General features: G+C 69.5%; 19 protein-coding genes. 8 read left to right on the top strand and 11 right to left on the bottom strand.

What is annotated here, in order from left to right; genetic code table 11:
- Positions 1 to 549 (bottom strand): hypothetical protein (locus CLM62_RS50315; RefSeq protein ID WP_218835643.1); only part of this gene is annotated, 549 nt, incomplete at its 3' end.
- 360 nt (positions 550 to 909) lie between these two features.
- Positions 910 to 1,536: a TetR/AcrR family transcriptional regulator gene (locus CLM62_RS32080; RefSeq protein ID WP_095753401.1), complete on the bottom strand. Its 627-nt coding sequence runs from the start codon at positions 1,534 to 1,536 to the stop codon at positions 910 to 912.
- A gap of 361 nt (positions 1,537 to 1,897) precedes the next feature.
- On the opposite strand from CLM62_RS32080, the gene CLM62_RS32075 reads away from it, so the two are divergent.
- From CLM62_RS32075 to CLM62_RS32060, 4 genes are all read left to right on the top strand, one after another.
- Positions 1,898 to 2,824: an ABC transporter permease gene (locus tag CLM62_RS32075; protein WP_095753398.1), complete on the top strand. Its 927-nt coding sequence runs from the start codon at positions 1,898 to 1,900 to the stop codon at positions 2,822 to 2,824.
- The gene (locus CLM62_RS32070) at positions 2,817 to 3,692 is read left to right on the top strand and encodes an ABC transporter ATP-binding protein (RefSeq protein WP_179382310.1); all 876 of its coding nucleotides are present in this window, start codon (positions 2,817 to 2,819) and stop codon (positions 3,690 to 3,692) included. Before CLM62_RS32075 ends, CLM62_RS32070 begins: the two co-directional genes overlap by 8 nt.
- Positions 3,693 to 3,869: 177 nt before the next feature.
- Positions 3,870 to 6,074: a CDP-glycerol glycerophosphotransferase family protein gene (locus CLM62_RS32065; RefSeq protein ID WP_095753397.1), complete on the top strand. Its 2,205-nt coding sequence runs from the start codon at positions 3,870 to 3,872 to the stop codon at positions 6,072 to 6,074.
- Positions 6,071 to 7,732 carry a glycosyltransferase family 2 protein gene (locus CLM62_RS32060; protein WP_095753396.1) on the top strand — a complete coding sequence of 554 codons (1,662 nt, stop codon included), beginning with the start codon at positions 6,071 to 6,073 and terminating at the stop codon, positions 7,730 to 7,732. The genes CLM62_RS32065 and CLM62_RS32060 overlap by 4 nt, the downstream gene beginning before the upstream one ends.
- A gap of 139 nt (positions 7,733 to 7,871) precedes the next feature.
- Here CLM62_RS32060 and CLM62_RS32055 read toward each other — a convergent pair whose 3' ends face one another.
- The 3 genes from CLM62_RS32055 to CLM62_RS32045 form a co-directional block, all read right to left on the bottom strand.
- Entirely contained in the window at positions 7,872 to 9,332 is a 1,461-nt protein-coding gene (locus tag CLM62_RS32055) for a hypothetical protein (protein WP_095753395.1), read from the bottom strand.
- Positions 9,316 to 9,777, bottom strand: a complete 462-nt coding sequence (locus tag CLM62_RS32050) for a GtrA family protein (protein WP_257004215.1) — start codon at positions 9,775 to 9,777, stop codon at positions 9,316 to 9,318. Before CLM62_RS32050 ends, CLM62_RS32055 begins: the two co-directional genes overlap by 17 nt.
- A gap of 216 nt (positions 9,778 to 9,993) precedes the next feature.
- The gene (locus tag CLM62_RS32045) at positions 9,994 to 14,952 is read right to left on the bottom strand and encodes an NAD-glutamate dehydrogenase (protein WP_095753393.1); all 4,959 of its coding nucleotides are present in this window, start codon (positions 14,950 to 14,952) and stop codon (positions 9,994 to 9,996) included.
- Positions 14,953 to 15,866: 914 nt separating this feature from the next.
- On the opposite strand from CLM62_RS32045, the gene CLM62_RS32040 reads away from it, so the two are divergent.
- Positions 15,867 to 16,433, top strand: coding sequence for a DJ-1/PfpI family protein (locus CLM62_RS32040; RefSeq protein WP_095753392.1), 567 nt, complete (start codon positions 15,867 to 15,869; stop codon positions 16,431 to 16,433).
- A gap of 7 nt (positions 16,434 to 16,440) precedes the next feature.
- On the opposite strand, the gene CLM62_RS32035 is transcribed toward CLM62_RS32040, so the two are convergent.
- Positions 16,441 to 17,106, bottom strand: coding sequence for an HAD family hydrolase (locus CLM62_RS32035; protein WP_095753391.1), 666 nt, complete (start codon positions 17,104 to 17,106; stop codon positions 16,441 to 16,443).
- Positions 17,107 to 17,239: 133 nt separating this feature from the next.
- Positions 17,240 to 17,755 (bottom strand): hypothetical protein, encoded by a 516-nt coding sequence (locus tag CLM62_RS32030; RefSeq protein WP_095753390.1) that lies wholly within the window; start codon positions 17,753 to 17,755, stop codon positions 17,240 to 17,242.
- Positions 17,756 to 18,086: 331 nt separating this feature from the next.
- Between CLM62_RS32030 and CLM62_RS52105 the strand changes: the two genes are divergently transcribed.
- Positions 18,087 to 18,830, top strand: coding sequence for an Rv3235 family protein (locus CLM62_RS52105; RefSeq protein ID WP_095753389.1), 744 nt, complete (start codon positions 18,087 to 18,089; stop codon positions 18,828 to 18,830).
- Between the two features lie 108 nt (positions 18,831 to 18,938).
- Here CLM62_RS52105 and secA read toward each other — a convergent pair whose 3' ends face one another.
- A complete protein-coding gene (gene secA, locus CLM62_RS32015) occupies positions 18,939 to 21,746 on the bottom strand; it encodes a preprotein translocase subunit SecA (RefSeq protein WP_095753388.1) in 2,808 nt (935 codons plus the stop codon).
- 268 nt (positions 21,747 to 22,014) lie between these two features.
- Between secA and CLM62_RS32010 the strand changes: the two genes are divergently transcribed.
- Both CLM62_RS32010 and CLM62_RS32005 read left to right on the top strand, forming a co-directional pair.
- Positions 22,015 to 22,599, top strand: coding sequence for a GNAT family N-acetyltransferase (locus tag CLM62_RS32010; protein ID WP_095753387.1), 585 nt, complete (start codon positions 22,015 to 22,017; stop codon positions 22,597 to 22,599).
- Between the two features lie 74 nt (positions 22,600 to 22,673).
- Positions 22,674 to 23,846: a winged helix-turn-helix domain-containing protein gene (locus CLM62_RS32005; protein ID WP_095753386.1), complete on the top strand. Its 1,173-nt coding sequence runs from the start codon at positions 22,674 to 22,676 to the stop codon at positions 23,844 to 23,846.
- A 29-nt stretch (positions 23,847 to 23,875) separates the two neighbouring features.
- On the opposite strand, the gene CLM62_RS32000 is transcribed toward CLM62_RS32005, so the two are convergent.
- The 3 genes from CLM62_RS32000 to CLM62_RS31990 form a co-directional block, all read right to left on the bottom strand.
- Positions 23,876 to 24,622 carry a response regulator transcription factor gene (locus CLM62_RS32000; protein WP_095753385.1) on the bottom strand — a complete coding sequence of 249 codons (747 nt, stop codon included), beginning with the start codon at positions 24,620 to 24,622 and terminating at the stop codon, positions 23,876 to 23,878.
- A 203-nt stretch (positions 24,623 to 24,825) separates the two neighbouring features.
- Positions 24,826 to 25,518, bottom strand: coding sequence for a ribosome hibernation-promoting factor, HPF/YfiA family (hpf, locus tag CLM62_RS31995; protein WP_095753384.1), 693 nt, complete (start codon positions 25,516 to 25,518; stop codon positions 24,826 to 24,828).
- Positions 25,519 to 25,828: 310 nt separating this feature from the next.
- On the bottom strand, positions 25,829 to 26,302 hold a 474-nt coding region (locus CLM62_RS31990; RefSeq protein ID WP_257004214.1), incomplete at its 5' end, for a ComF family protein.

Raw genomic sequence — 26,302 nt, 5'->3', positions numbered from 1 at the left:
GTCCTGACCGGCTCCACCGAGGGAGCCGGAGCTGCCTGCGCTGCCGGGACCGCCGCCGAAGGGACCGCCGCCGCTGCCACCGGCGCCGCCATTTCCGCCGGTCCCCGCGCCGCCGGTGCTTCCCCCCGCTCCCACCACGATCGTCAAGGTCACGCCGCCGGCAAGCGCCTCGGTGCACTCCACGAAGCTGCCGGAGCCGCCGCCACCACCACCGGCTCCGCCGCCACCACCACCGCCGCCGCCACCGCCTCCCCCGCCCCGGGCGAGAAGGGCGTTGCCGCCGCCCCCGCCGCCACCACCACCGCCGCCACCGGCTCCGCCGCCCCCGCCGGCCCCGGCGCCCCATACCCTGATGGTCAGGATCTTCAGGTCAGTGGGGCTGCCGGGAATCGTGAAGGTGTGCACGCCAGGATCCATGAAGATCTCCTGTTGGTTCGGCTGCGCAGCCGCGCTGTCAGCGCACACCATCGGCGGGAGCAGTCCGCCCACCAGCGCTGCCACGCCCACGCCGACCCGTCTTCCCAGGCTCGCGTGCTTCTGCCGGTTCATCAAAGCCCGCACCATGATGTGCCTCCCCTGACTCGTACGCGTTGTGGCCGAGAGCGCACGTGACGGGCGTCGGCGCCCCTCAAAACCCGGCCATTGGAATGTGTGCCCGGCCGAAACGTGACGCCAATGCCGCGAAAGGGGGGCGGAGAGGAGCAGAGGAGGGAGTGCGATTCAGCCACCGCCGCACGGGTGGGGCCCCTGAGGGTCGCGCGGCAGGCGGAGCTTGACGACAGGGCCCAGGGGGACAAGATCGTGAGGCAGGAGTGCCGTGGCTCCCTGGCCGAGCGTGCCCGGCGGCTGAGCGGCTGAGCGGCTGAGCGGCTATGGCACCCGTTGCCCAGTGGCTCAACGCTTGGTGGCTCACAACGCCTTGAGCGCCTCCGCGGTCGCCCGCGCCAACGCCGCCAGGTACCCCTTGGGCAGCTTCGGGCTGCGGATCACCACCGAGCGCCAGTACAGGGGGCCCGAGATCAGGTCCAAGGCCAGTTCGTCGTCGAAGCCCATGCGGATCTCGCCGCGCTGCTCCGCCGCCACCACGATCTTGCTGGCGACGCCCTCCTGGCCTTGCCGCAGGGCCTTCTGCACGGCCTCGGCGATCTCCGGGTTGCGGGCCGCCTCGGCCTGGAGGTCGGGGATGATCTGCGAGGCCACGGGGTGGCGCAGGGCGCGGGACGTCACCTCGTACAGCAGCCGGAGGTCGCCCTCCAGGGATCCGGTGTCCGGGGCGGGCAGGCCCTGCACCGCGATCGCCGAGACGACGTCGAGGACGAGGTGCAGCTTGGACCGCCAGCGGCGGTACACCGCGGTCTTGCCGACACCCGCGCGGCGCGCGATGCCCTCGATGGACATCCGCGCATAGCCGACGGCCGCGAGCTCCTCGAAGACGGCCGCTCGGATGGCCTCCGTCACATCCTCCCGGAGCACGGCGGCTCCGGCGGGGGCCCGGCGGCGCGGACGCGTCTGCGGCTCGTCGGCGTTGGTCGTCATGCGGACCAGCATAGGGCGTTGCGACGAAACGGTCCCGTCCCGACGCAAAGCGTTACGACGAGCCGGCGTCGTCGCGGCGCGTCCGTCACGACGAGCCCGCTTCGTCGCGGCGCGCCCGTTACGACGAGCCCGCTTCGTCGCGGCGCATCCGTCACGACGAAACAGTGCCGTCCCGACGCAATCCGTCGCGACGAAACGGTTGCGTTCCGACGTCAACTCGGCCTACGCTCACGTTGCGACGATACGGTCCCGTCCCGACGTAAGAAAACGTGAAGCGAAACGTAAGGAAACGCCGGGCGACCAACACAACGGCCGCACGAGCACCACGCACCACCCCACCCCCCGAGCGAAAGCAGCGGATGTGAGCCAGGTCCTAACCACACCGCCCCCGACGACGGCGACCCCACCCTCCGCCGACGACGACCTCGCGGCCCTCGCCGCCCGCCACGGCCTCTCCGTCAGCGGTGCCCGCCCCTCCCTGCCCGAGTACGTCCGCCAGCTGTGGGCGCGGCGCCACTTCATCGCGGCGTTCTCGACCGCCAAGCTGACCGCGCAGTACAGCCAGGCGAAGCTGGGCCAGGTCTGGCAGGTGATGAACCCCCTGCTGAACGCGGCGGTGTACTTCTTCATCTTCGGTGTGCTGCTGGGCACCAAGAAGGGCGTGCCGGACTACATCCCGTTCCTGGTGACAGGCGTGTTCATCTGGACGTTCACACAGAGCTCGATCCTGGCGGGCACCCGCGCCATCTCCGGCAACCTCGGTCTCGTGAGGGCCCTGCACTTCCCGCGGGCCGCACTGCCGATCTCCTTCTGTCTGCAACAGCTCCAGCAGCTGCTGTTCTCGATGGGCGCCCTGGTGGTGATCCTGCTCTGCTTCGGCGTGCCGGTCTCCGCGTCCTGGGTGCTGGCGATTCCGGCCCTGGTGCTGCAGTTCACCTTCAACGCCGGCGTCTCAATGATCATGGCCCGGCTGGGCGCGAAGACGCCGGACATCGCACAGCTGATGCCGTTCATCCTGCGCACGTGGATGTACGTCTCGGGCGTGATGTGGAGCATCGACCACCTGCTCAGCAAGCACAACGACCTGCCGTCCTGGGTCGCGCCCGCCCTCCAGGCCAACCCGGCCGCCGTCTACATCGACCTGATGCGCTTCGCCCTGATCGACAGCTTCCACGCCGGCCAGCTGCCGAACCACGTGTGGCTGATCGCGGCCGGCTGGGCCCTGCTCGCCGGAGTCGGCGGCTTCATCTACTTCTGGAAGGCTGAGGAGACGTACGGCCGTGGCTGACAACACCGAGAACATCACCGAGAACATCTACGACGGCGACAAGATCCCCACCGTCATCGCCGACGGCGTCGACATCGTCTACCGGGTCAACGGCACCGGCGCCGGACGCGGCTCCGCGACCGCCGCTCTCAACCGCATGCTGCGCCGCAAGAAGACCGAGCAGGCGGCGGGCGTACGCAAGGTGCACGCCGTCAAGAACGTGTCGTTCGTCGCGTACAAGGGCGAGGCGATCGGCCTGATCGGCACCAACGGCTCCGGCAAGTCGACCCTGCTCAAGGCGGTCGCGGGCCTGCTCCCGGTGGAGAACGGCCGCATCTACACCGACGGCCAGCCCTCCCTCCTCGGCGTCAACGCGGCCCTGATGAACGACCTCACCGGCGAGCGCAACGTCCACCTCGGCGGCCTCGCCATGGGCATGTCACGCGAGCAGGTCAAGGAGCGCTACCAGGAGATCGTCGACTTCTCCGGCATCAACGAGAAGGGCGACTTCATCACCCTCCCGATGCGGACGTACTCCTCCGGCATGGCCGCCCGTCTGCGCTTCTCGATCGCCGCCGCCAAGGACCACGACGTCCTCCTCATCGACGAGGCGCTGGCGACGGGCGACCGTTCCTTCCAGAAGCGTTCCGAGGCCCGCATCCGCGAGCTGCGCAAGCACGCGGGCACGGTCTTCCTGGTCAGCCACAGCAACAAGTCGATCCGCGACACCTGCGACCGGGTGCTGTGGCTGGAGCGCGGCGAGCTGCGCATGGACGGGCCGACGGAGGAGGTACTGGAGGCGTACGAGGCGTTCACGGGCGGCCCGGACAAGGCCGCGAAGGCCACGCCCAAGCCCAAGCCGAACCCCAAGGTGCCGCTTCCTTCCTAGGCCCCCATGAGCCCTTCCTGAGCCCTTCCTGAGCCCCTCACGAGGCCATCACGAAGCCTTCTCGCATCCGCGATTCCCTCGCGAGGCGCAACCACAGCCACCCCTTTCCTCACATTGATGCCAATATGACCGAAGAGGGTGCACCGGGAGCGAAGCCGAAGTGAAGGAGTCCCTGCGATGCCCGAGCTCAGCGTCATAGTCCACGGGCCGAACACGCAGGGACACCTGGCCGGACTCCTCGACTCCCTGGCCGCCGTGCCGCTTCCGGGCGTCGAGGTGATCGTGGCCGCGGTCGGCGACTGGGCCCGGGACACGGCCCAGGCGCACGCGACTCCCGAGACGCTGGTGCTGCCTCTGCCGGACGGGACGGACGACGCAGCGGCCCGGGCGGCGGGCGCCGCGCGGGCGTCCGGCCGCTGGCTGCACTTCGTGCACGCCAAGGACGGCCTGCCCCCGGGCGCCCCGCGCATGGTCGCCGAGCGTGCCGCGGAGCTGCCGGACGAGGTGGACGTCCTCCTCTTCGACCACGTCCACAGCGCCTGGCACACGCCCGCGCTGCCCAGCTGGGACGGCCGCCTCCTCGCCAGCGCGGGCCGTACCGACCTCCCCCTCGACGACGCCGCTAGACTCCTCCGCCTGACCCCAATGCTGGGCAACCGCGCGATGCGCACGGACTTCTGGCGGACGTACGAGGACCAACTCACCGCAGAGGACGAGCAGTTCACGGCGTACACCGCCCTCCTCCTCGCGGACCGGATCGCCTGCCTGAACCAAGTCGCGTACGAGGACCGCCGCCTGCGCCCCGAGAGCCTCCCGCCCCGCACCGCGCACCAGTACTACGCCCTCGTCGACCGCTACGAACGACTCCTCGCCCGCACCGAGGACCGCCCCGCCCCCCACGCCGTCCTCTACGGCGTCATGGTCCACGACTGCCTGCGCACCTTCGCCCGCGCCGACCTGCCGGATCCGGTGGCGCGGGAGTTCTTCCGCCGGGCGTCACAGGCGGCCGTACGCCACCGCCCCGAGAACCACCGGCGCCCCGCCGGCCCCGAGGGCGTACGCCACGCCCTCCTCGAAGAGGGCGCGTACACCAAGTACCGCGCCTTCCAGACCGCCAACCGGGCGCGCCGCGCGGTGAAGTCGACCCTCCGGGGCCGCAAGAGCTACGCCGTGGCCAAGCTCCGCGACCACCAGTACCGCAAGGCGCTGAGCCGCCCCGTGAACCCCGACCTCGCTGTCTTCGCGGCCTATTGGTACCGCGGTGTCGTCTGCAACCCGGCGGCGATCGCCGCCAAGCTGGCCGAACTCGCCCCGCAGATCCACCCGGTATGGGTGGTGACCCCTCGGAACGTCCCCCTCCTCCCGCCCGGCACGGACCACGTCACGCCCGGCACCCGCCGCTACTGGGAGACACTGGCGAGCGCGAAGTACCTGGTCAACAACGTGAACTTCCCGAACGCCGTGGTCAAACGCCCGGACGCCATCCACCTCCAGACCCACCACGGCACCCCCCTCAAGCACATGGGCCTGGACCAGATGGACTTCCCGGCCGCCGCGAAGGGCCTGAACTTCGCGGCGCTTCTGGCCCGTATCGACAAGTGGGACTACAGCGTCTCCGCGAACAGCCACACGACCCGCATGTGGGAGCGGGCGTACCCCTCCCGTTTCGTCTCCCTCGACCACGGCTATCCGCGCAACGACGTCTACTACACGGCCACGGCCGCCGACATCCGTACGATCCGCGCCCGCCTGGGCATCCCCCCGGGCCACCGCGCGATCCTCTACGCCCCCACCCACCGCGACTACGAGGCCGGCTGGACCCCCCGCCTCGACCTCGCCGCCCTGGCCGACCGCCTCGGCGAGGAAACGGTCCTGCTGGTCCGCGGCCACTACTTCTACGGCGGCTCGGCGTCCCCCCTGACGCGCCCGCGCCGCACGGGCAGGAGCAGCCGGATCGTCGACGTCTCCTCCTACGACCCCGTGGAGGAACTCTGCCTGGCCGCCGACGCGCTGGTCACGGACTACTCGTCGATCATGTTCGACTACGCCAACCTCGACCGCCCGATCGTCATCCACGCCGACGACTGGGAGACGTACCGCACCACACGCGGCGTCTACTTCGACCTGATGGCCGAGCCACCGGGCCAGGTGTCGCGCACGCAGGAGGAACTGACGGACATCCTCACCACGGACGCCTGGCGCGACGAGAGCGCGGCGAAGACCCGGGCCGCCTTCCGGCGCCGGTTCTGCGAGTACGACGACGGACGCGCCGCCGAACGGGTCGTACGCCGTGTCTTCCTCGTCGAGAGCGAGGAGTCGCTGCCGCCGGTGATCCCGGTCGAGGAGCGCACGCCGGCGCCGACCCCCGAGGAGGCCTCATGATCCCGGACGTCACCGTCACGGTCATCGTCCACAACGACGCCGAACGCCTCCCCCGCGCGGTCGCCTCGGTTTGCCGCCAGACCCACCCCACCATCGAGATCATCATCAGCGACGACCACTCGACGGACGAAACCCCGCAGGTGGCAAGGGAGCTGGCGGCCCAGGACCCCCGTATCCGGCTCCTCCGTCTGCCGGAGAACAGCGGCGGCTGCAGCGCCCCGCGCAACCGGGCGCTGGAGATCGCCCGGGCGCCGTACCTGATGTTCCTGGACAGCGACGACGAACTGACCGAGAACGCGGTCGAGTTGCTGCTCGCCGCCCACCGCGAGCAGGAGATCGACTTCGCGATGGGCGCGGTGCTGCGGATCATGGCGGACACCGGCCGCCGCTCGACATGGATGCGGCACCTGGTGACCGAGCGCCGCACCCTCGACGGCATCGAGATGGACCCCCGTCTCCTCTTCGAGCACTTGGCGACGAGCAAGATGTACGCCCGCGCCTTCCTGGACCGCCATGGCCTGCGCTTCCCCGGGGGCATCCACTACGAGGACCAGTTGTTCACAGCCCAGGCGTACTGCCTGGCGAAGTCGTTCACCGTCATCCCCGACCTGGTCTACCGCTGGTACGTAGCCCCGCAAGCGGCACCGCAGGCGGCGTCGATCTCCAACCAGCGCCACAAGCTCACCAACGTCCGCGACCGCGTCCATGTGCAGCTCCTGATCGACGACTTCCTGGCCGCGTCCGGACACGAGTCGCTGCGCGAGGACAAGGACTACAAGTTCCTCAAGCACGACTTCCGCATGTACGCCGGTGACCTGCCGTACCGCGACGAGTCATGGCTGGCGTCCTTCGCGGACCTGGTCAACCCCTACCTGGCGACGCTGACGCCCTCCGCGTACGCCCGCCTCCCGCGCACCGAACGCGTGGTCCTGCAACTGGTCCGCGACCGCCGCCTGCGAGATGCCCAGCTGGCGGCCCGCGGTCTGGGCCACGCAGTCGCACCGAGGCAGGTGACGACGGACGAGCACGGCAGAACGTACTGGGGCGACCACATCCCCCCCTCGGAAACCTCCCGCCGCGAACTGGAGGTCACCGACCTGGACCTGGACACACGCCCCTTCCCGAGCGCCCAGTTCCGCCACGAGATCACGGAGCTCACGCACGGCCCCGCCGCCTCCCTCGACCTCACCATCCGCACATACGACCCCGGCCTCCGCCTCCCCGTAGGCCCGATACGCGCAAGCCTCCTCCTGACCCCCGGCCGCCATCGCCTCACGATCCCCTTCCGCCTCTCCCCCCTCCACCCGGGCGTCTTCGAGGGCCAAGTCCACCTGGACCTGACCACGGCCCGCCTCCCCCTCCAGGGCTTCGCCGGCACACGCCACCCCCTGCTCCGCCTCACCCATCAGAACCTGACCCACAGGGCCCTCCTCCTGGCCCCCCTGACCTTCCCGCCCCGCACCACCCACGTCGACTACCACGCCGGCGCAACCCCGCACCGAGTCACGGTGGAACCGGAGGGCCGCGGCCCCGGCCGCCTCCAGGTGCGCTGGGAACCAGTGGGGGTGACGGCGAGGGTCGTACGTCCGGTGGTACGACGGGTGGCGCGACCGAAGGTGAGGAGAGCGGCGCGGCTGGTGAGGAGCGCGCTGAGGTGAGGCACTTCAACGCCGGTCGGCATCATCCAGCCCGTCCGGCGTTTGAGGACGAGGCCCGTTCAGGGCCGACAGCGGGGGTCTGGGGGCGGGGCAGCCCCTAGGGACGGGACGGGAAGGGGCGGAGGGGGCGACCAACCCCTCACCGCACCACCGCATACAGCACCTGCCCACCCGGCCCCCCAGCCACCGCCCGCAACCCGCCAACCCCCCGCAACCCCGCCTCCCGATCCACCACCCACCGCACCCCATACGCCCGCACAATCTCCCGCCGCTCACCCCCCGACGTCCCCACCGCGAAGTACCGCCGCACAGCAGCCCCCCGCCGCCCCTCATCCGCCAGAAAGAAGTCGGGATACCCAGGCGCCACGGTGTAAGCCCCATACGCCGGAATCTGCCGAGCCGGAAAGGTACGAGCCATCACCACATCCCCGTACTTCACCCACGGAGTGATCCAGTGGTACCCCACCCAAGGCTCCCGGTACTTGGCCGCCACCGCCTCCGGCAACAGCCCCCGTTCCACCACGTACCCCACAGTTCCCACCTGCGTCCAAGCCCCCACGGCCAACGCCCCGGCAACCACCCACCCCCACCCCACCCGCACAACCCCCCGCCGAGCCGCCCCCACCTCCACCGCCGCAGCGATCTGCGCCGGAATCAACGCGGCCGGCAGCACCCGCCCCCACGAGTAGTCCCCGCTGACCCCGCCCCACACGAACACCACCACCCCCAGCCCAAAGAACAACACCAACGGGTCCCACCGATCCCGCCACCACCGCACCACCAGCGCCACCGCCCCCACCAGCACCAGCCCGAACCGCCCGCCCAGATCCCGGTACAGCCCCCGATGCACCGACTCCAGACCCCCACCGGCCCCGAACAACGCGAAGAAGTCGTAGTACGGCCACAACCACAGCACCACCACCCCCACCACCAGCCCACCCCCGAGCCGCCCCCACACGGCCCTGTCCGGTCGCGCGGCGACCACCGTGGCGAGCGCGCCCAGCGATGCCACAACCCCCGAGAACTGATGGCAGAGCAGAATCACCCCCCACAGCACCCCGAGCCCGAGCCACGTCCCCCACCCGCCCGCCCCGCGCAGCGCCCCCGCCAGCCACGCCCAGAAATGAAACGCGAGCCCCAACGCGAACACACTCGGATACGACACCGTCAATGCCAACGAGTTGAGCCCCAGAAACCCGCTCCACGCGAACAGCACCGGCCCCCACAGAAACAGCAGACACAGCAACGCCAACGCCGGCGCAGCCCGGCGCGCGCTCAGCGTGCGGACGTACCGCCACACGCCCGTCACCAGCAGCCCCAGCCCCACTACGGCCGCGATCCGCAGCACCACGAAGACCGAAAACCCCGTCACCCGTGCGAGGCACCCGAGCAGCAGCATCCACGGCGAGTAGTACGGACTCGGCGTGTCCGCGTCCACGAGCGGATTCCCGGGGTGCACCAGACTGTGCCGCAACCGCTGGATCGTCGCCGCGTGCATCCCGAGGTCACCGGCCCACGGCAGCCGCACGATCACCAGGAGCAGCAGAAACAGCACCAGCGCGGCGACCACCAGGGGCGAGGTTCTAACCGCGGCGCGCATCGTGCCGGAACACCCAGGTGCGGTACACGAGGAAACGGAAGGCGGAGGCGAGCACGATCGACAGGGCCTTCACCGCGTTCGACTCCAGCGGCCCGCTCAGCCCGAGTCCGTGATAGCCGACGTAGAACAGCCCGCTTTCCATGACCACACCGAGCCCGCTGAAGCCGAAGAACAACCCGATCTGGCGTCGCGTACGTGCCGCCCGGTCGCGATAGGCGAAATAGCGGAAGCCCAGGTAATTGGTGCCCATGGCGACGACGCTGGCCAGCACGGTCGCGACCATGGCCCGCCACCCGAGGCCGTGCAGCAGCACATTGAAGACAACGAAGTTCACCGCGACGCCGCTTCCGCCGACGATCCCGAAGTTCACCACTTCACGGAGGACCCGCTTCACCGGCCGGACACGAGCGACGGGAGCGGCAACTCGCTCCTCGGAGATGTTCACAGTCACCTCATAAGCCTTAGCCCGAAACGGTAAGTCCTCCACTCGATTCGCCCTAAAGCCCGCCCAAAACCCGCCTAAGGCACGCCAAGAAAGGGCGCCCCGAGCCATTCCGGCCCGGGGCGCCCTGATGCTCGTACAGCCGATCCGTCAGCCTACGAATGCGTCAGCCTACGAATGAGTTCGTCTACGAATGAGTTCGTCTACGAACGCATCCGCCTACGAATGAGTCCGCAACAGCGTCCGCATCGTCCGCATCGCCACCGACAGAATCGCCAGGTCGAACGTCTCCGATCCCCTGATCTCGTCCAGAGTCGTCCGCGCCCGCCCCAGGATCGGCGCGTTCTTCTCCTCCCACGCCTTGAAGCGCTGCTCGGGAGTCGATGTGCCGTTGCCCACCGCCAGGACGTCGGCCGTGAGCGCCGAGTGGGCCGCGTACAGGTCCTCGCGGATGGAGGCGCGGGCCATGGACTGCCAGCGGTCGGCGCGGGGCAGCTCGATGATGCGGTCCATCAGCTGGGTGATGCGCAGGCGGTCGGCAAGGTCGTAGTAGACCTCGGCGACGTCCAGCGGCTCCCGGCCCATGCGGTCGGCGACCGAGACGATGTCGAGCGTCGGGAAGGCGGAGGAAAACCCGGACACGCGGGTGGCCAGCTCGTCCGGGACGCCGGCGCCGGTCAGCTCGTCGTAGATCTTCTGGTACCACTCCAGGTCCGCGCCCTTGAGCAGCTTCGGCAGCTGCGCCCACACCTGCTCGACCCGCTCGCCGAAGAAGTCGACGGTCTCGGCGAGCTGGAGCGGCTGCGGCCGGTTGTTGAGCAGCCAGCGCGTGCCGCGTTCCACCAGGCGGCGCGAGTGCAGCCGGATCCGGGTCAGTACGGCGGCCTCGACCTGGTTGTCGAGCCCCTCGACCCCGTCCCACACGACGCCGGAGCGGAAGATGGCGCGGGCCGCGGTCTGCGCCCGGACGATCTCCTCCAGCGAGGCGCCGGTCTCCTCGCGCAGACGGTGCAGGTAGGTCGTACCGCCCGTGTTGACCGTGTCGTTGACCAGGACGGTCGTGGTGATCTCGCGGTGCAGCGGGTGGGCGTCGATCCGCTCGGCGAACTGCTCGCGCAGGGCGCTCGGGAAGTACGCGTGCAGCAGACCGCGCAGGTAGGGATCGTCCGGCAGCGAGGTGTGCAGCAGCTCCTCGGCGACCGTGATCTTCGTGTACGCCAGCAGGACGGCCGTCTCCGGGCCGGTCAGGCCCTGTGCGGCGCCGAGACGTTCGCGGATCTGGCGGTCGGTGGGCAGGAACTCCAGGGCCCGGTCGAGGTGGCCCGCGCGGACCAGGTGGCGCATGTAGCGCTGCTGGGCGTGGAGCATGTCCTTGGACTGGGCGAGCGCGTTGGCGATCGCCACGTTCTGCGCGTAGTTGTTGCGCAGGACCAGGTGGCCGACCTCGTCGGTCATCTCGGCGAGCAGCTTGTTGCGCTGCTTGACGGTCATGTCACCGTCCGCGACCAGGCCGTTGAGCAGAATCTTGATGTTCACCTCGTGGTCGGAGGTGTCCACGCCGGCGCTGTTGTCGATGGCGTCCGTGTTGATCTTGCCGCCGTGCAGCGCGAACTCGATCCGGCCGAGCTGGGTCAGCCCCAGGTTGCCGCCCTCGCCGACGACCTTGACCCGCAGGTCCGCGCCGTCGACGCGGATCGCGTCGTTGGCCTTGTCGCCGACGTCCGCGTGGGTTTCCGTCGAGGCCTTGACGTACGTACCGATGCCGCCGTTCCACAGCAGGTCCACCGGCGCCTTGAGGATGGCCTTCATCAGCTCGGCCGGGGTCATCTTGGCGACCTTGCCCTCGATGCCGAGGGCCTGGCGGATGTGCGCGTTGACCGGGATCGCCTTGGCGGTACGGGGGAAGACTCCGCCGCCCGTGGAGATGAGCTCGGTGTCGTAGTCGGCCCAGCTGGAGCGCGGCAGCTCGAAGACGCGGCGGCGCTCGGCGTAGGAGGTGGCCGCGTCGGGCTTCGGGTCGATGAAGATGTGCCGGTGGTCGAAGGCGGCGACCAGGCGGATGTGCTCGCTGAGCAGCATGCCGTTGCCGAACACGTCGCCGGACATGTCGCCGATGCCGACGACCGTGAAGTCCTCGGCCTGCGTGTTCACGCCCAGCTCGCGGAAGTGCCTCTTCACGGACTCCCAGGCGCCGCGGGCGGTGATGCCCATGCCCTTGTGGTCGTAGCCCGCGCTGCCGCCGGAGGCGAAGGCGTCGCCGAGCCAGAAGTTGTAGGTCTCGGCGACCTCGTTGGCGATGTCCGAGAAGGTCGCGGTGCCCTTGTCGGCGGCGACGACCAGGTAGGTGTCGTCCCCGTCGTGCCTGACGACCTCGGCCGGGGGGACCACCTCTCCGGTGACCATGTTGTCGGTGATGTCGAGCAGCGCGGAGATGAAGGTCTTGTAGCTGCGGATGCCCTCCGCCAGCCAGGCGTCCCGGTCGACGGCCGGGTCGGGCAGCTGCTTGGCGACGAAGCCGCCCTTGGCGCCGACCGGCACGATGACGGTGTTCTTCACCATCTGCGCCTTGACCAGTCCGAGGATCTCGGTCCGGAAGTCCTCACGCCGGTCGGACCAGCGCAGCCCACCGCGCGCGACCTTCCCGAACCGCAGATGCACGCCTTCCACCCGCGGCGAGTACACCCAGATCTCGTACGCCGGACGCGGCGCCGGCAGGTCCGGGATCATCTGCGGGTCGAACTTCATGGAGACGTACTCGTGCGGCCTGGCGCCCGCCGCCTCCTGGAAGAAGTTCGTCCGGAGGGTCGCCTTGATGACGGTCAGGAAGGACCGCAGAATCCGGTCCTCGTCGAGAGAGGCGACCTGATCGAGGGCGGCGTCGAGCTCCTCCAGCAGGGCGTCGGTCAGCTCGGTGCCGGCGCGCTGCCGGTCCGGCGACATCCGCGCCTCGAACAGCGATACGAGCAGCCGGGTGGTGTGGACGTTGTTGCGGAGGGTGTCCTCCATGTAGTCCTGGCTGAACGTCGAGCCCGCCTGCCGCAGGTACTTCGCGTACGCCCGCAGCACCATCGCCTGGCGCCAGCTCAACCCCGCGCTCAGCACCAGGGCGTTGAAGCCGTCGTTCTCCGCCTGGCCGGTCCAGGTGGCGGAGAAGGCGTCCTGGAACCGCTCGCGCCCGTCGTCGCCGAGGTAGTCGCCGCTGCCGCCCTTCGGCTTGGGCATGCGCAGACCGAAGTCGTAGATCCAGGCGACGCTGCGGTCCGAGCAGCGCAGTTCGTACGGCCGCTCGTCCATCACCTCGACGCCGAGGCGATTGAGGACCGGCAGTACGGCCGACAGGGAGATGGAGGCACCCTTGCGGTAGATCTTGAACCGGCGCTCCTCGGGCGCCGCGCCCACGGGCTCGTACAGGCTCAGCGCGAAGTTCTTCTCCTCGGTGAGCTGTTCCACGTGCGCGAGGTCGGCGACCGCGGAGCGCGAGGAGTGGTCGGCCTTGTAGCCCTCGGGGAAGGCGTTGCCGTAGCGGCGCAGCAGCTCCGCGGCCCGCTCCTCGCCGAACTCGGCGTTCAGCGCCTCCGCGAACCCGTCGGCCCACGACCGCGCGGCCTCGACGAGCCGGGCCTCGATGCGCTCCTTGTCGCTGTCGCTGAGCTGGGGCAGCTCGGTGCCCTGCGGGACGCGGACGACGAAGTGCAGCCGGGAGAGGATCGACTCGGTGTTCCAGGCGGTGAAGTCGACGCTGGTGCCCCCGAGTTCCTCCTTCAGGATGTCGATGATCCGCAGCCGTACGCCGGTGGTGTACCGGTCACGGGGCAGATACACGAGAGCGGAGTAGTACCGCCCGTACTCGTCCTGCCGCAGGTAGAGCCGCAGCCGCCGCCGCTCCTGCAGGTAAAGAACGGACGTGACGATGGACTGCAGCTCGTCGACCGGGGTCTGGAAGAGCTCGTCCCGCGGATAGGTCTCGAGGATCTGCAGCAGATCCCGCCCGTCGTGGCTGTTGGGGGAGAACCCGGCGCGCTCCAGCACGTCCTCGACCTTGCGCCGGATGACGGGCACGCGACGCACGGACTCGGTGTAGGCGGCGGACGAGAACAGCCCTAGGAAGCGCCGCTCACCGATGACATTCCCGTCCGCGTCGAACTTCTTGACGCCGATGTAGTCCAGGTACGACGGCCGGTGCACGGTGGACCGGCTGTTGGCCTTGGTCAACACGAGCAGCTTGTGCTCGCGGGCCTTGGCGCGGGCGTCGGCGGGCAGCCGTTCGAAGGACGGGCTGACGGGGTGGCTCTCCTCGCTGGAGTGATGCGGGTCGGAGCGCAGAATGCCCAGCCCGGTGCCCGGCACCGCCGTCAGGGAGTCGTCCTCCCTGAGCTGGTACTCCCGATACCCGAGGAAGGTGAAGTGATCTGCGGCCAGCCAGCGCAGCAGCTCGCGGGCCTCTTCGATCTCCATCTCACGCAGGTCGGAGGCGATGGGCTCCTTGGGCAGTTCGTCGGCCATGCGCAGCGCCGCGTCCCGCATCTTCTCCCAGTCCTCGACGGCCTCACGGACGTCGGACAGGACGCGCAGCAGGTCGGTGGTGATCTGCTTCAGGTCGCCGCGGTCGGTCTCGCGGTCGATCTCGACGTGGATCCAGGACTCGATGTGGCCGTCGTGCGGCAGCTCGCCGGTGGGCGGGGTGGTGAGCAGCTCGACCAGCTTGCCGGTGACATCGCGCCGGACGACGATCTGCGGATGGATGACGACGTGGATTCCCCGCCCCTGCCGCGTGAGCTCGTTCGTCACGGAGTCGACGAGGAAGGGCATGTCGTCGGTGACGACTTCCACCACGGAGTGGCTGCACGTCCACCCGTTCTCTTCCACAGTGGGCGTGTGGACCCGCACGTTGGCCGTGCCCTGCGGGCGGTTCTCGGCCAGCCGGTAGTGCGAGAGCGCGGCTCCGAAGATGTCGACCGGGTCGCGGTCGGAGAGGTCCTCCGGGGCGGTGTGCAGGTAGTAGCGCTGGAGGAACGAGAGCACGGAGTCGTGGTCAGGGGCGCTCAGGGCTTCCGGGGTCTCCGGGGCGCCCTCGCCCGTCGTCCCAGTCGGTAGATGCCCCCCGACCGGGCTGTTCTCAGCGACCCGGGCGGCCCTCTCGAGCAGCTCGGCCTTGGCTTCGTCCAGCTTGGTCTGCATTGTCCTCTGGCTCCTGTCGCGCGCCGTTGCGTGACGTAGAAGGAAGTACGGTCTCTTCCCCTCCGACGTAACGCCGCGACGCGGGGTGTCCGGTCTGCTTCGACGCTATGCCGCGAGGTGAGATGAGCGGGGGGATATCAGCCATTCTCGACACGCCCGAGGGGTGTGACGCTGCTCTCTGCGTCCTAGGGGCCCCTAGGCCCCCATCCCACCCGCGAAGACCAGCGACCGCCACCCGGTCACGGATGTAGTCCGTGCTCCCCGGGCGCAGGGCAGGGACAACAAGGCCCCCGCGAACTATCGCGCTGATCACGCCACCAGGCTATCGCTCCTTACAGGGCCCCCGTCATGAGCCGTATGTGTACAAAACTGGGGGTGGAACTTTGACACTCTGCACAAGGACGGGTGCTGCTGGGCATGCGGGGGCGGCGCCATCCGACCGGGGGACGCGGGCGAACGCCACCCAGCCACACCAGCCGACCCGGAACACACGGACGAACACCACCCAGCCGGGCCAGCCGGGTCCGGGGGGCCCGTTCGGCGTTTGAGAACGAGGCCGCCCACCCCGATCCCCCACCCACCCAAGCAGCCACACCTCTCAGCACCGGCCAGCTGTACTCAGCCCGTCCGGCGTTTGAGGACGAGGCCGTTCAGGCCGAAGCGGGGGTCTGGGGGCGGTAGCCCCCAGGGGGGTGCTGGGGCAGAGCCCCGCCAGGGGTCCAGGGGACGCAGTCCCCGGCGGGGTTGAAGGGGCGGAGCCCCTGGGGATGGGACGGGTAGGGGCGGCGGGGGCGAGAAAACCCGACCCGGCACCAGCCCACGACCCCCGGCCGACCGCCCCCCTTGGCGATCCCACCCCCATGACGCACATTGCCCATACAACGGCCCACGCCCGCCCGAGAGGAGCCCCCACCATGACCGCGAAAATCCTCATCGTCACCGGCGACGCAGCAGAGTCACTGGAGGTCCTGTACCCCTACCAGCGCCTCCGCGAAGAGGGCTACGACGTCCACATCGCGGCCCCCACCCGCAAAACCCTCCGCTTCGTCGTCCACGACTTCGAACCCGGCTTCGACACCTACACCGAAAAGCCCGGCTACACCTGGCCCGCAGACCTGGCCTTCGCCGATGTCGACCCCGGCCAGTACGCCGCCCTGGTCATCCCCGGCGGCCGCGCCCCCGAATACCTCCGCAACGACCCCGAACTCCGCAAGATCCTGAAGTCCTTCTTCGACGCCGACAAACCCGTCGCCCAGATCTGCCACGGCCCCCTCCTCACCGCCGCGATCGACACCCTCCGCGGCCGCCGCGTCACGGCGTATCCCGCCCTGGAACCGGACATGCAGGCCGCCGGCGCCACCTTCCAGGACGCCGAGACGGTGGTCGACGGCACCCTGGTCTCCGCCCGCGCCTGGCCGGACCACTCCCGCTGGATGCGCGAGTTCCTCACGGTGCTGCGCGCAAAGGCCCCGGCGGTGTGACAAGAACTCACGCCGCCAACCGCTCCGCCTCCACAACCGCCTCCGCCAACGTATCCACCACAGGCACCCCCACCTCCTCCAGACTCGCCCGGCCGTGCGACCCCCCGGTGTACAGCACAGCCCGCGCCCCCACATGCAGCGCCGCCACCGCATCATCAGCGGCGTCCCCGATCACCACCGTACGAGCCGGATCCACCCCCGCGAGCGCACCAAGATGCCGCACCATGTGCTCGGCCTTGCTCCCCCCGGACGGCCCGACCCGCCCGTCGACACGGAGGAAGTGCGGCTCGATCCCGAATCCCCGCACCAGCGGGACGAGTTCCTCATGGACGTACATGCTGAGCAGAGACTGGCTGCGCCCCGCGGACCGCCACTCCACGAGCAGCTCCGCCACACCCTCCGTAAGACCGCACCGCACCCGGTGCTCGGCGTAGTACCGATGGAAGGTCTCGTCCATGATCTCCCACTCGGCCTCCGTCGGCAGCCGCCCCATCAACCGCTCGTAGAACTTCGGCACCGGCACGCAGTACAGCGCCCGGTACTGCTCCATCGTGATCGGCTCCAGCCCCAGCTCGGCGAAGGCCGCGTTCGTCGCCCCGATGATCGCGTCATTGTCGTGGAACAGCGTCCCGTTCCAGTCCCACACAATGTGCGCGCCTGTCTGCTTCCCCATGCCCCAAAACGTACCCGCCGCCGCTGACAATCATGAGACCCGCAGGTCAAAGCAGCGCTGAAGGAACCGTGAACCGCTGAGGGAACCGTGATCCACTGAGGGAACGATGATCCGCCGAAGGCACGGTGAACGCTCAGCCCCCGAGCCCCACCAGATTCGGGATCTCCTGCGTCGCGAACCACAGCAGCTCGTGATCCTCGGCCCCGTCCACGACGAACTGCGCGTCGTCGTCCCCACCGTCAGCCGCCGCCAGGGCCTCAGCCGCCGCGGCCACGTCCACCTCCGCGTCGCCCGAGTCGACATGCACGGATGCCGCCTTGGCCAGCGCCACGCTCCCCTCGACCCGCACCTGACCGAGCGCCGCAGGATCGAGCGCCCGGTCGGGATCGGCGGTCGCCGCCCCGTCGGGCACATCGACGGCGACCACAACCCGGCGCCGCGCCGCACCGGGGTCCGCCGCAAGCAACCGCAGTGAGGCCAGCGCGGCCCGGTTGAGCGCCGCGTACTCCAGCTCCTCGATGTCGTCGGAGAGGTACCACTCGCGCAACGCGGGCGTGACGGCGTACGCGACGAACGGCCCGCTTCCCAGCTCTCCCGTCTTGTACGCCTCGGCGAGACCGGGAAGGGTCAGGGGGACGTAGACGCGCATGGCTGGCCGCTTTCGTGGTCGGAGGCTGGCTCTGGTCCCTCTCGAAAGGGGCCTACGGCACCTCCCGGAGGGCCTTCAGGATACGTGCGCCGCGTCCCCTTTCGAGTCCCTGCCCACACCCCCGGAAGCGTCCACCCACGTCCCGGAATTCACCCGGCACGCCCCCGCCCCGACAGGATTTCGCCTCCTCCGATCACCCGGATAGGTGAACTCCCGGGCCACCCCGACCCACCCCCTTCCCTCCTTGCCGCTGCGGCCCGCAACCCCGTACAAGATCCCCAACCACGAAGTTACCGTCCGGTATCACCCGGACCGATCGAGCGGGGACACCATGCACAAGGTCATGACCAGGGCCAACCACCACTCCGGCACCCGCCCACCGAGCCGCCGCGACTCCCGCCGCCCCGGCGGCACACCACCCCGCACGCCGGGCGGGGGCACGACCCGCACCACGACCCCCGGCGGCCGTCCACCGGGCTCCCCTAGCGCCGGAGGTACGTCCGCCCGCACCAGGCCCACCGACACCCGCCCACCGACCGCCTCCAACACGCCCAGGACCACGACCACAGCCAGGACCCTAGCTACCACCACAGCCAGGACCCCCGCTACGACCACAGCCAGGACCCCAGCCACGCCCATGACGCCGGCCAGGGCCACTGCCCCCGCTACCACCCCGGCGACCCCAGCCATCCCCACAGCCCCCGCCCAGACCCCCCACAGGCCGCTCCCCCGCCCCCGCCCCACCGACGTCTTCGCCGACCGCCTCCTCGCCGTCCTGAGCGGCCAACGCCCCGTCCACTGGATGCTCCGGCACACCGCGGGCCGCGCCTACGACGAACTGGCCTGGCTCGCCGAACGCAGCCCCCTGCGCACCACCCGCGGCACCCTCCCTGTCGTCCGCGACATCGGCTACGAGTTCCCCCGCCCCGGCGCCATCGAGGCCTTCGCCCGCATCGGCGCCGGCGACCAACTGCGCGCCATGGCCTTCCGTCTGGAACAGGGCCGGGACCTGCGCTGGCGCTGCACCGCGGTGGAACTGGGCGGCCCACGCCCGCCCCACCCGTACGACGACTGACCCGGCGGAACGCCGAAGGGCCGGGCACCCTCGGGTGACCCGGCCCTTCAAACCACTCGGCCCTTCAAACCACTCGGCCTGCAAGCCGCTACGACGCCGCAGGCACCGTCACTTCTTACGGCGCCGCCCGCCCCGGGCCTGCTTGCGCCGCTCCGCGCGCGTGAGGCCGTCCGCCTCGGAACGCACGGGCTCGTCCTCGGCGAACTCGCCTTCGATGACGCCGCCCTCACCGTCCACTGTGGGCGCGGAGAAGTGCAGATCACGCCGCTGCGGGACGTCGAGTCCCTTGGCGCGGATCTCGGGACGCGAGCCCGCCTGCGCCGGCACCGCGTCCTGCTTGTCGAGCGACGGCTTGGCGTCCTCGACCGGGACCTCCTCGACCTGCTGCTCGACCTGGACCTCCAGGTTGAACAGGTAGCCGACGGACTCCTCCTTGATGCCCTCCATCATGGCGGTGAACATGTCGAAGCCCTCGCGCTGGTACTCGACCAGCGGGTCCTTCTGCGCCATCGCGCGCAGGCCGATGCCCTCCTGGAGATAGTCCATCTCGTAGAGGTGCTCGCGCCACTTGCGGTCCAGGACCGACAGCACGACCCGGCGCTCCAGCTCCCGCATGATCTCGGAGCCGAGCTGCGCCTCACGCGCCTCGTACTGCTCGTGGATGTCGTCCTTGATGGAGTCGGAGATGAACTCGGCGGTCAGCCCGGCCCGGTCGCCCGCCGCCTCCTCCAGTTCCTCGACGGTGACCTTCACCGGGTAGAGCTGCTTGAACGCGCCCCACAGCCGGTCCAGGTCCCAGTCCTCCGGGAAGCCCTCGGCGGTCTCCGCGCCGACGTACGCGTCGATCGTGTCGTCCATGAAGTGCTGGACCTGCTCGTGCAGGTCCTCGCCCTCCAGGACGCGGCGCCGCTCGCCGTAGATGACCTCGCGCTGGCGGTTGAGGACCTCGTCGTACTTCAGGACGTTCTTACGGGTTTCGAAGTTCTGCTGCTCGACCTGCGACTGGGCGGACGCGATCGCGCGCGTGACCATCTTGTTCTCGATCGGCACGTCGTCCGGGACGTTCGCCATCGACATCACGCGCTCGACCATCTGGGCCTTGAACAGGCGCATCAGGTCGTCGCCGAGGGAGAGGTAGAAGCGGGACTCGCCGGGGTCGCCCTGACGGCCGGAACGACCGCGCAGCTGGTTGTCGATACGCCGCGACTCGTGCCGCTCCGTACCGAGGACGTAGAGCCCACCGAGGTCCTTGACCTCTTCGAACTCGGCCTGCACGGCCTTCTCGGCCCTCTCGAGGGCGGCGGGCAGCGCCGCGGCCCACTCCTCGATGTGCTCCTCGGGGTCGAGGCCGCGCTGGCGCAGCTCCGCCTCGGCGAGGTCGTCGGGGTTGCCGCCCAGCTTGATGTCCGTACCACGACCGGCCATGTTGGTGGCGACGGTCACGGCTCCCTTGCGGCCGGCCTGGGCGACGATCGTCGCCTCACGGTCGTGCTGCTTGGCGTTCAGCACCTCGTGCTGGATACCGCGCTTGCTCAGCTGCTGCGACAGGTACTCGGACTTCTCGACCGACGTCGTACCGACGAGGATCGGCTGGCCCTTCTCGTGCTTCTCGGCGATGTCGTCGACGACCGCCTCGAACTTCGCGACCTCGGTGCGGTAGATCAGGTCCGACTGGTCCTTGCGGACCATCGGCCGGTTGGTCGGGATCGGGACCACGCCCAGCTTGTAGATCTGGTGGAACTCGGCGGCCTCGGTCAACGCCGTACCGGTCATGCCGGAGAGCTTGTCGTAGAGGCGGAAGAAGTTCTGCAGGGTGATCGTGGCGAGGGTCTGGTTCTCGTCCTTGATGTCCACCCCTTCCTTCGCCTCGATCGCCTGGTGCATGCCCTCGTTGTAGCGGCGGCCGGCGAGGATACGGCCGGTGTGCTCGTCGACGATCATGACTTCGCCGTCGATGACGACGTAGTCCTTGTCCTTCTTGAAGAGCTCCTTGGCCTTGATGGCGTTGTTCAGGTAGCCCACCAGCGGCGTGTTCACCGACTCGTAGAGGTTGTCGATGCCCAGCCAGTCCTCGACCTTGCTGACACCGGCCTCGTGGATGGCGACCGTGCGCTTCTTCTCGTCGACGTCGTAGTCGCCGGTCTCCTCGAGGCCCTTGAGGGGGTTGCCCGCCTCGCCGCGCTTGAGGCGCGTGACCAGCTTGGCGAAGTCGCCGTACCACTTGGTGGCCTGGTCGGCCGGGCCGGAGATGATCAGCGGCGTACGGGCCTCGTCGATGAGGATGGAGTCGACCTCGTCGACGATGGCGAAGTTGTGGCCGCGCTGGACGAGTTCGTCCTTGGACCACGCCATGTTGTCGCGCAGGTAGTCGAAGCCGAACTCGTTGTTCGTGCCGTACGTGATGTCGCACGCGTACTGCTCACGGCGCTGGGCCGGCGTCATGTTGGCGAGGATGCAACCGACTTCCAGGCCCAGGAACCTGTGGATGCGGCCCATCATCTCGGAGTCGCGCTCGGCCAGGTAGTCGTTGACCGTGATGATGTGGACGCCGTCTCCGGAGAGGGCGTTCAGGTACGCGGGCAGGGTGCCGACGAGGGTCTTGCCCTCACCGGTCTTCATCTCGGCCACATAGCCGAGGTGCAGGGCGGCACCGCCCATCATCTGGACGTCGTAGTGCCGCTGGCCGAGGACGCGCTTGGCGGCCTCTCGCACCGTGGCGAATGCCTCGGGAAGCAGGTCGTCCAGGCTCTCACCGTCTGCGTACCGCTGCTTGTACTCATCGGTGAGGGCCCGCAGCTCGGCGTCGGAGAGGTCGACGAAGTCCTCTTCGATGGAGTTGACCTGGTCCGCGATGCGGTGCAGCTTGCGCAGGATCTTGCCTTCGCCTGCACGCATGATCTTCGAGAGGACGGACACGGGGGTTGGTCTCCTTGCCGGTCGGGCCTGGGACGGTCGGTTTCCATTTGGCTTACTGAGCAACGGCCATCGTATGCGAGGACCCCGCCACGCCGGGAGGCCTGCCGGGACGGCGACCGTCCACTGCTTCACATCTCTTCAATGGGGACAACGTCCGGGGCCCGCGGATGGTGCCGCGTGGCTCCGACGAATTGCGCGAATTGTGATCACCCGCTCACGCAGAGCAAAAAGATGGCGCCTTCGCCGAAGCCCTGAGCAGAATCGGCCGATGGACCCCGTCACGCTCACCACCGACCGCCTGCTGCTGCGCACGGTCGGCCCGCAGGACACCGACGCCGTGTACGCGGCCGCCCAGGACCCCGACATCCAGCGCTGGACCTCGATCCCCTCGCCCTACCTCCTCGAACACGCCCGGAGCTTCACGGAACAACTCGTCCCCGACGGCTGGGCGAACGGTTCGACGCTCACCTGGGGCATCTTCCTCTCCGAAATCCTCTCCGAAGGGCAGGCCCTGGCGGGCATGCTCAGCCTCGGCCTGCGCTCCCGGGGCACGGTCGAGGTGGGCTTCTGGTGCGCCAAGGACCACCGCGGCAACGGCTACATCACCGAGGCCGCCCGCGCCACCTCCCACTGGGCCTTCACCCACCTGTCGGTGGACCGAGTGGAATGGCGCGCCGAAATCGGCAACAAGCCCTCCCGCGCGGTGGCGGAACGCGCCGGTTTCACCCTCGAGGGCGTCCTGCGCTCCGCGCTCATTCACCAGGGCGTACGCCGGGACTGCTGGATGGGTTCGCTCCTGCCCTCGGACCTGGGCCTGCCGTCGACGGCGCCCTATCTGCCGGCCCGCTCCTGAACTCCGCAGCGCGCACCGCAGCGAATCCCCAGCTCAGCGCCCGTTGTCAGACCCACCCCCTATCGTGCGGACCCATGACGACCTCGCGCCCCCTCGCCGAACTCTCCGCAGACGAGGCCCGCCGCATCGCCCTTCGCGCGCAGGGTTTCCTCGGCGCCCCCCTCCGCAAAGCGGGCGTCCGCGGCCTCCTTCGCCACCTGGGCGCGGTCCAACTGGACACGATCTCGGTCCTCGCCCGCTCCCACGAACTCATCCCGTACGCCCGCCTGGGAGCCGTGGGCCGCAAGACGATCGAGAGCGCGTACTGGAGGGACACTCACGCCTTCGAATACTGGTCCCACGCCGCCTGCGTACTCCCCATCGAGGAGTGGCCCCACTTCGCCTTCCGCCGCCGCGCCTACCGCAACCGCCCGCACTGGAACCACGAACTCCCCGACGGCACCTACGACCAGGTCATCAAGCAGCTCCGCGCCGAGGGCCCCCTCACCGCCACGGAATTGGGCGGCGCGAAGAGGACCAGTGAGTGGTGGGACTGGTCGGGCTCGAAGGTGGCCGTCGAGCGCGCCCTCATGTACGGCGAGGTGGTGTGCGTCGAGCGCCGCGGCTGGAAGCGCGTGTACGACCTGGCCGAACGCGCCGTCCCGGAAGCGCTGCTGCACGACGACCTGGACGACACCGAGTGCCTGCGTCGCCTGGTCCGCCTCGCCGGCCAGTCCCTGGGCGTCGGCACCCGCGCGGACATCGCCGACTACCACCGTCTCAAGGGCGAACAGGTCGAGGCGGTGATCGCAGACTCGGGCCTGGTCCCGGTCACGGTCGAGGGCTGGGGCAAGCCGGCCTGGGCCGACCCGGCCGCCCTGGAGACGCCCCCGCGCGGCCGCCACCGCACCACGCTGCTGTCCCCCTTCGACTCCCTCATCTGGGAACGCGCGCGCACGGAGCGGATCTTCGGCTTCACCCACCGCCTGGAGGCCTACGTCCCCAGGCAGAAGCGGGTGTACGGCTACTTCGCGATGCCCGTGCTGGCCGGCGGCCTCCTCGTCGGCCGCGTGGACCCGGCTCGCGAGGGCCGCACCCTGGTCGCCAAGCAGGTCAGCCTGGACGGCCCCAAGGCGGTCCCGGCGGTGGCTCAGGCGCTGGTCGAGGCGGCGAGCTGGGTGGACTGCACGGACGTACGTGTGGAACGGGTGGACGCGCCGGATCTGCGCGAGCCCCTCATGACGGAGCTCGCCCGCGCCCTCACCTGACCCTCACGCCTTCGTGGGATCTGCCGGCTCTACCGGATCTCGAGGATCTTCTCCCGCATCGCGTAGACCACGGCCTCCATCCTGGAGTGCAGCTGCAGCTTCTCCAGGATGTTGCGCACGTGGTTCTTCACGGTGTTCTCCGAGATGAACAATTCCTTGGCGATGTCCCGGTTGTTCATCCCGGTGGCGACGAGTTTGAGCACTTCCAGCTCACGGTCGGTGAGCCGCGGTGCCGGCACAAGACGGCGCTCGTCGGTCCGCTGGATCATCGATTTGAACTCGGTGAGCAGTTTCGACGCCATGGAAGGGCTGATCTGCGATTGCCCGTCGGCCACGGCGCGAATGGCGGTGGCCACCTCGTCCGTCGAGATCTCCTTCAGGAGATAACCGGTCGCGCCCGCCTTGATCGCGTCGTAGAGGTCGGCCTCCTCATCGCTGATCGTCAGCATGATGATCTTGGCGCTGGGGGCGACCTCCTTGATGGAGGTGCACGCCTCGATCCCGCCCCGCTTGGGCATCCGTACGTCCATCAGAACGATGTCCGGCAGCAGGTCGGCGGCCTTGTCCACGGCCTCCGCGCCGTCGCCCGCCTCCCCGATGACCTGGATGTCCTCCTCGGCCGCGAGCACGATCTCCAGGCCACGACGGAACAGGGCATGGTCGTCCACGACCAGGACACGGATCGGCTCCTTGCGTGGTGAGCCCGCGTCCGGGCCCATGCCGGCCGGGCCGTCCCCGGCGTCCTCGTCCTGCATCGGTCCGAAGCTGTCCGCCATCGTTCCTCCCCCTGAAGGCTGTGGCCTGTGGTTCTGTGCCATCGCCAACCCAAGGCAACGGCCCAGCGGTTGGGCCGGTGCGGCCATGATTTCATGCCCGGACGACACTGCGGTGACGGGCGGGGCGCGAAGTGGTCGCACACCGGTGCCCCTGGGGGCGCACACGCGCACCAGGGGCACCGGCTCAGCCGTCGGCCGGGTGATCAGCCGCCCAGCGTGCCACCCGCCGCGGGGGGTTGCGCCTGGGCGACCATCGGGTCCGTGCTGAGGTGGATGACGCCGTAGTCATAGGCGTGCCGCCGGTAGACAACACTCGGCTCCTTGGTCTCGGAGTCGATGAACAGGTAGAAGTCGTGCCCGACCAGCTCCATCTCGTAGAGGGCCTGGTCGAGGGTCATCGGGGAGGCGACGTGGGTCTTCTCACGAACGACGAGGGGACCTTCCCCCTTGACCTCCAGCGAGCCGATCTTCTTGGTGGGCACTGCGTCCGGCTCTTCCTCCCGGACGGCGTGGCCGTTGCCGTTGAGCGTCGCCGCGCCCGGAACGTGGTCGGGGACCTCGGCTGCCGTGAGCCGTCGTGCGCCTCGGCGTGAGAAGCGCTTGTCGTGCTGCCTGCGCAGCCGGGCTTCCAGCTTTTCCGCCGCCAGGTCGAGTGCCGCGTACGGGTCGCTGGCTGCCGCCTCCGCCCGGATCACCGGACCGCGGGAGCGGAGCGTGATCTCCACTCGGTCACTGCGGTCGGCCTGTCGGGGGTTGGGCTCCTTGGACACCTCGACGTCGAGGCTGATCACCTTGCCATCGAGCTTCTGGATCTTCTCCAGCTTCAGCTTCTCGGCCACGTGCTTGCGGAACCGCTCGGGCACCTCGGTCTTGCGGCCCTTGACGACGATGTCCACGCAGAACTCCGTTCCCGGATCGCTCCGCCTCGCTGCGGAGCATCTCCCTTTTGCACCAGGCTCCGGTGAGCCCCGGAACCTCGGACTCGGTGACTCCCACCTCCTCCCCCGCGGACGAGATCTCCACTCCACCGGTGCGGGTGATGTGAAAATCCCGCAGCACGGCATTCGGATACGAGAGGGCTGGCCTGCGCCTTTCTCTCACAACCGAACATATCTCGCCTGGACGGATGTCGTCACCCTCTACCGCGGCGTACCTCCGTTCAGGTGAATTGGCCCTCTTATTACCTGCAACGATGCGTCTTCGCAGTCAGTTCCGGTTCATTTCGAACGAATCCGGCGAAGCCGCGACCACGGCCGCACAGACCACGTCACGGGCACCGTCGGCGTCCGCCGGTCCCGCGGGGACGGCCGCCCGACCGGTCTCCTCCTCCGTCACTCCCGCCATCCGTTCCCCTCTGCATTCCCGAGTTGGTGCCCCGTACACCGCCGTTGTCGCCCTCTCCCCGTACGCTGCCTCCTCCGCCATCGCCGCCCGCACCGCACGCGCCGCCTCCGTCAGGGACGCGCCCGTCGTCATCAGGTCGTCGACGAGCACGACCCGTCCGCCCGAGAGCAGCCGACCGCCACCGGGCGCCACCACCAGCCCACCCGCGAGATTCGCCAGCCGCTGCCGGGAGTTGAGCCCCGACTGGTCGGCCACCGCCCGCCGCTGCCGCAGTACGGCGACCACACGCGCCGGCGTCCCGGCCCGCCGCAGCTCGCCGGCCGCCGCGAGCGCGAT

It is taken from the genome of Streptomyces sp. SA15 (assembly GCF_002291145.1).
GTDB lineage: Bacteria > Actinomycetota > Actinomycetes > Streptomycetales > Streptomycetaceae > Streptomyces.
The sequence above is the reverse complement of the archived record's forward strand: the minus strand, read 5'-3'. Positions and strand labels throughout refer to the sequence as shown.

Coding starts and splice junctions, on each gene's coding strand:
- CLM62_RS32080 (WP_095753401.1), bottom strand. CDS start 1,536: ATGACGACCAACGCCGACGAGCCGCAGACGCGTCCGCGCCGCCGGGCC.
- CLM62_RS32065 (WP_095753397.1), top strand. CDS start 3,870: ATGCCCGAGCTCAGCGTCATAGTCCACGGGCCGAACACGCAGGGACAC.
- CLM62_RS32060 (WP_095753396.1), top strand. CDS start 6,071: ATGATCCCGGACGTCACCGTCACGGTCATCGTCCACAACGACGCCGAA.
- CLM62_RS32055 (WP_095753395.1), bottom strand. CDS start 9,332: ATGCGCGCCGCGGTTAGAACCTCGCCCCTGGTGGTCGCCGCGCTGGTG.
- CLM62_RS32045 (WP_095753393.1), bottom strand. CDS start 14,952: ATGCAGACCAAGCTGGACGAAGCCAAGGCCGAGCTGCTCGAGAGGGCC.
- CLM62_RS32040 (WP_095753392.1), top strand. CDS start 15,867: ATGACCGCGAAAATCCTCATCGTCACCGGCGACGCAGCAGAGTCACTG.
- CLM62_RS32035 (WP_095753391.1), bottom strand. CDS start 17,106: ATGGGGAAGCAGACAGGCGCGCACATTGTGTGGGACTGGAACGGGACG.
- CLM62_RS32030 (WP_095753390.1), bottom strand. CDS start 17,755: ATGCGCGTCTACGTCCCCCTGACCCTTCCCGGTCTCGCCGAGGCGTAC.
- CLM62_RS52105 (WP_095753389.1), top strand. CDS start 18,087: ATGCACAAGGTCATGACCAGGGCCAACCACCACTCCGGCACCCGCCCA.
- CLM62_RS32010 (WP_095753387.1), top strand. CDS start 22,015: ATGGACCCCGTCACGCTCACCACCGACCGCCTGCTGCTGCGCACGGTC.
- CLM62_RS32005 (WP_095753386.1), top strand. CDS start 22,674: ATGACGACCTCGCGCCCCCTCGCCGAACTCTCCGCAGACGAGGCCCGC.
- CLM62_RS32000 (WP_095753385.1), bottom strand. CDS start 24,622: ATGGCGGACAGCTTCGGACCGATGCAGGACGAGGACGCCGGGGACGGC.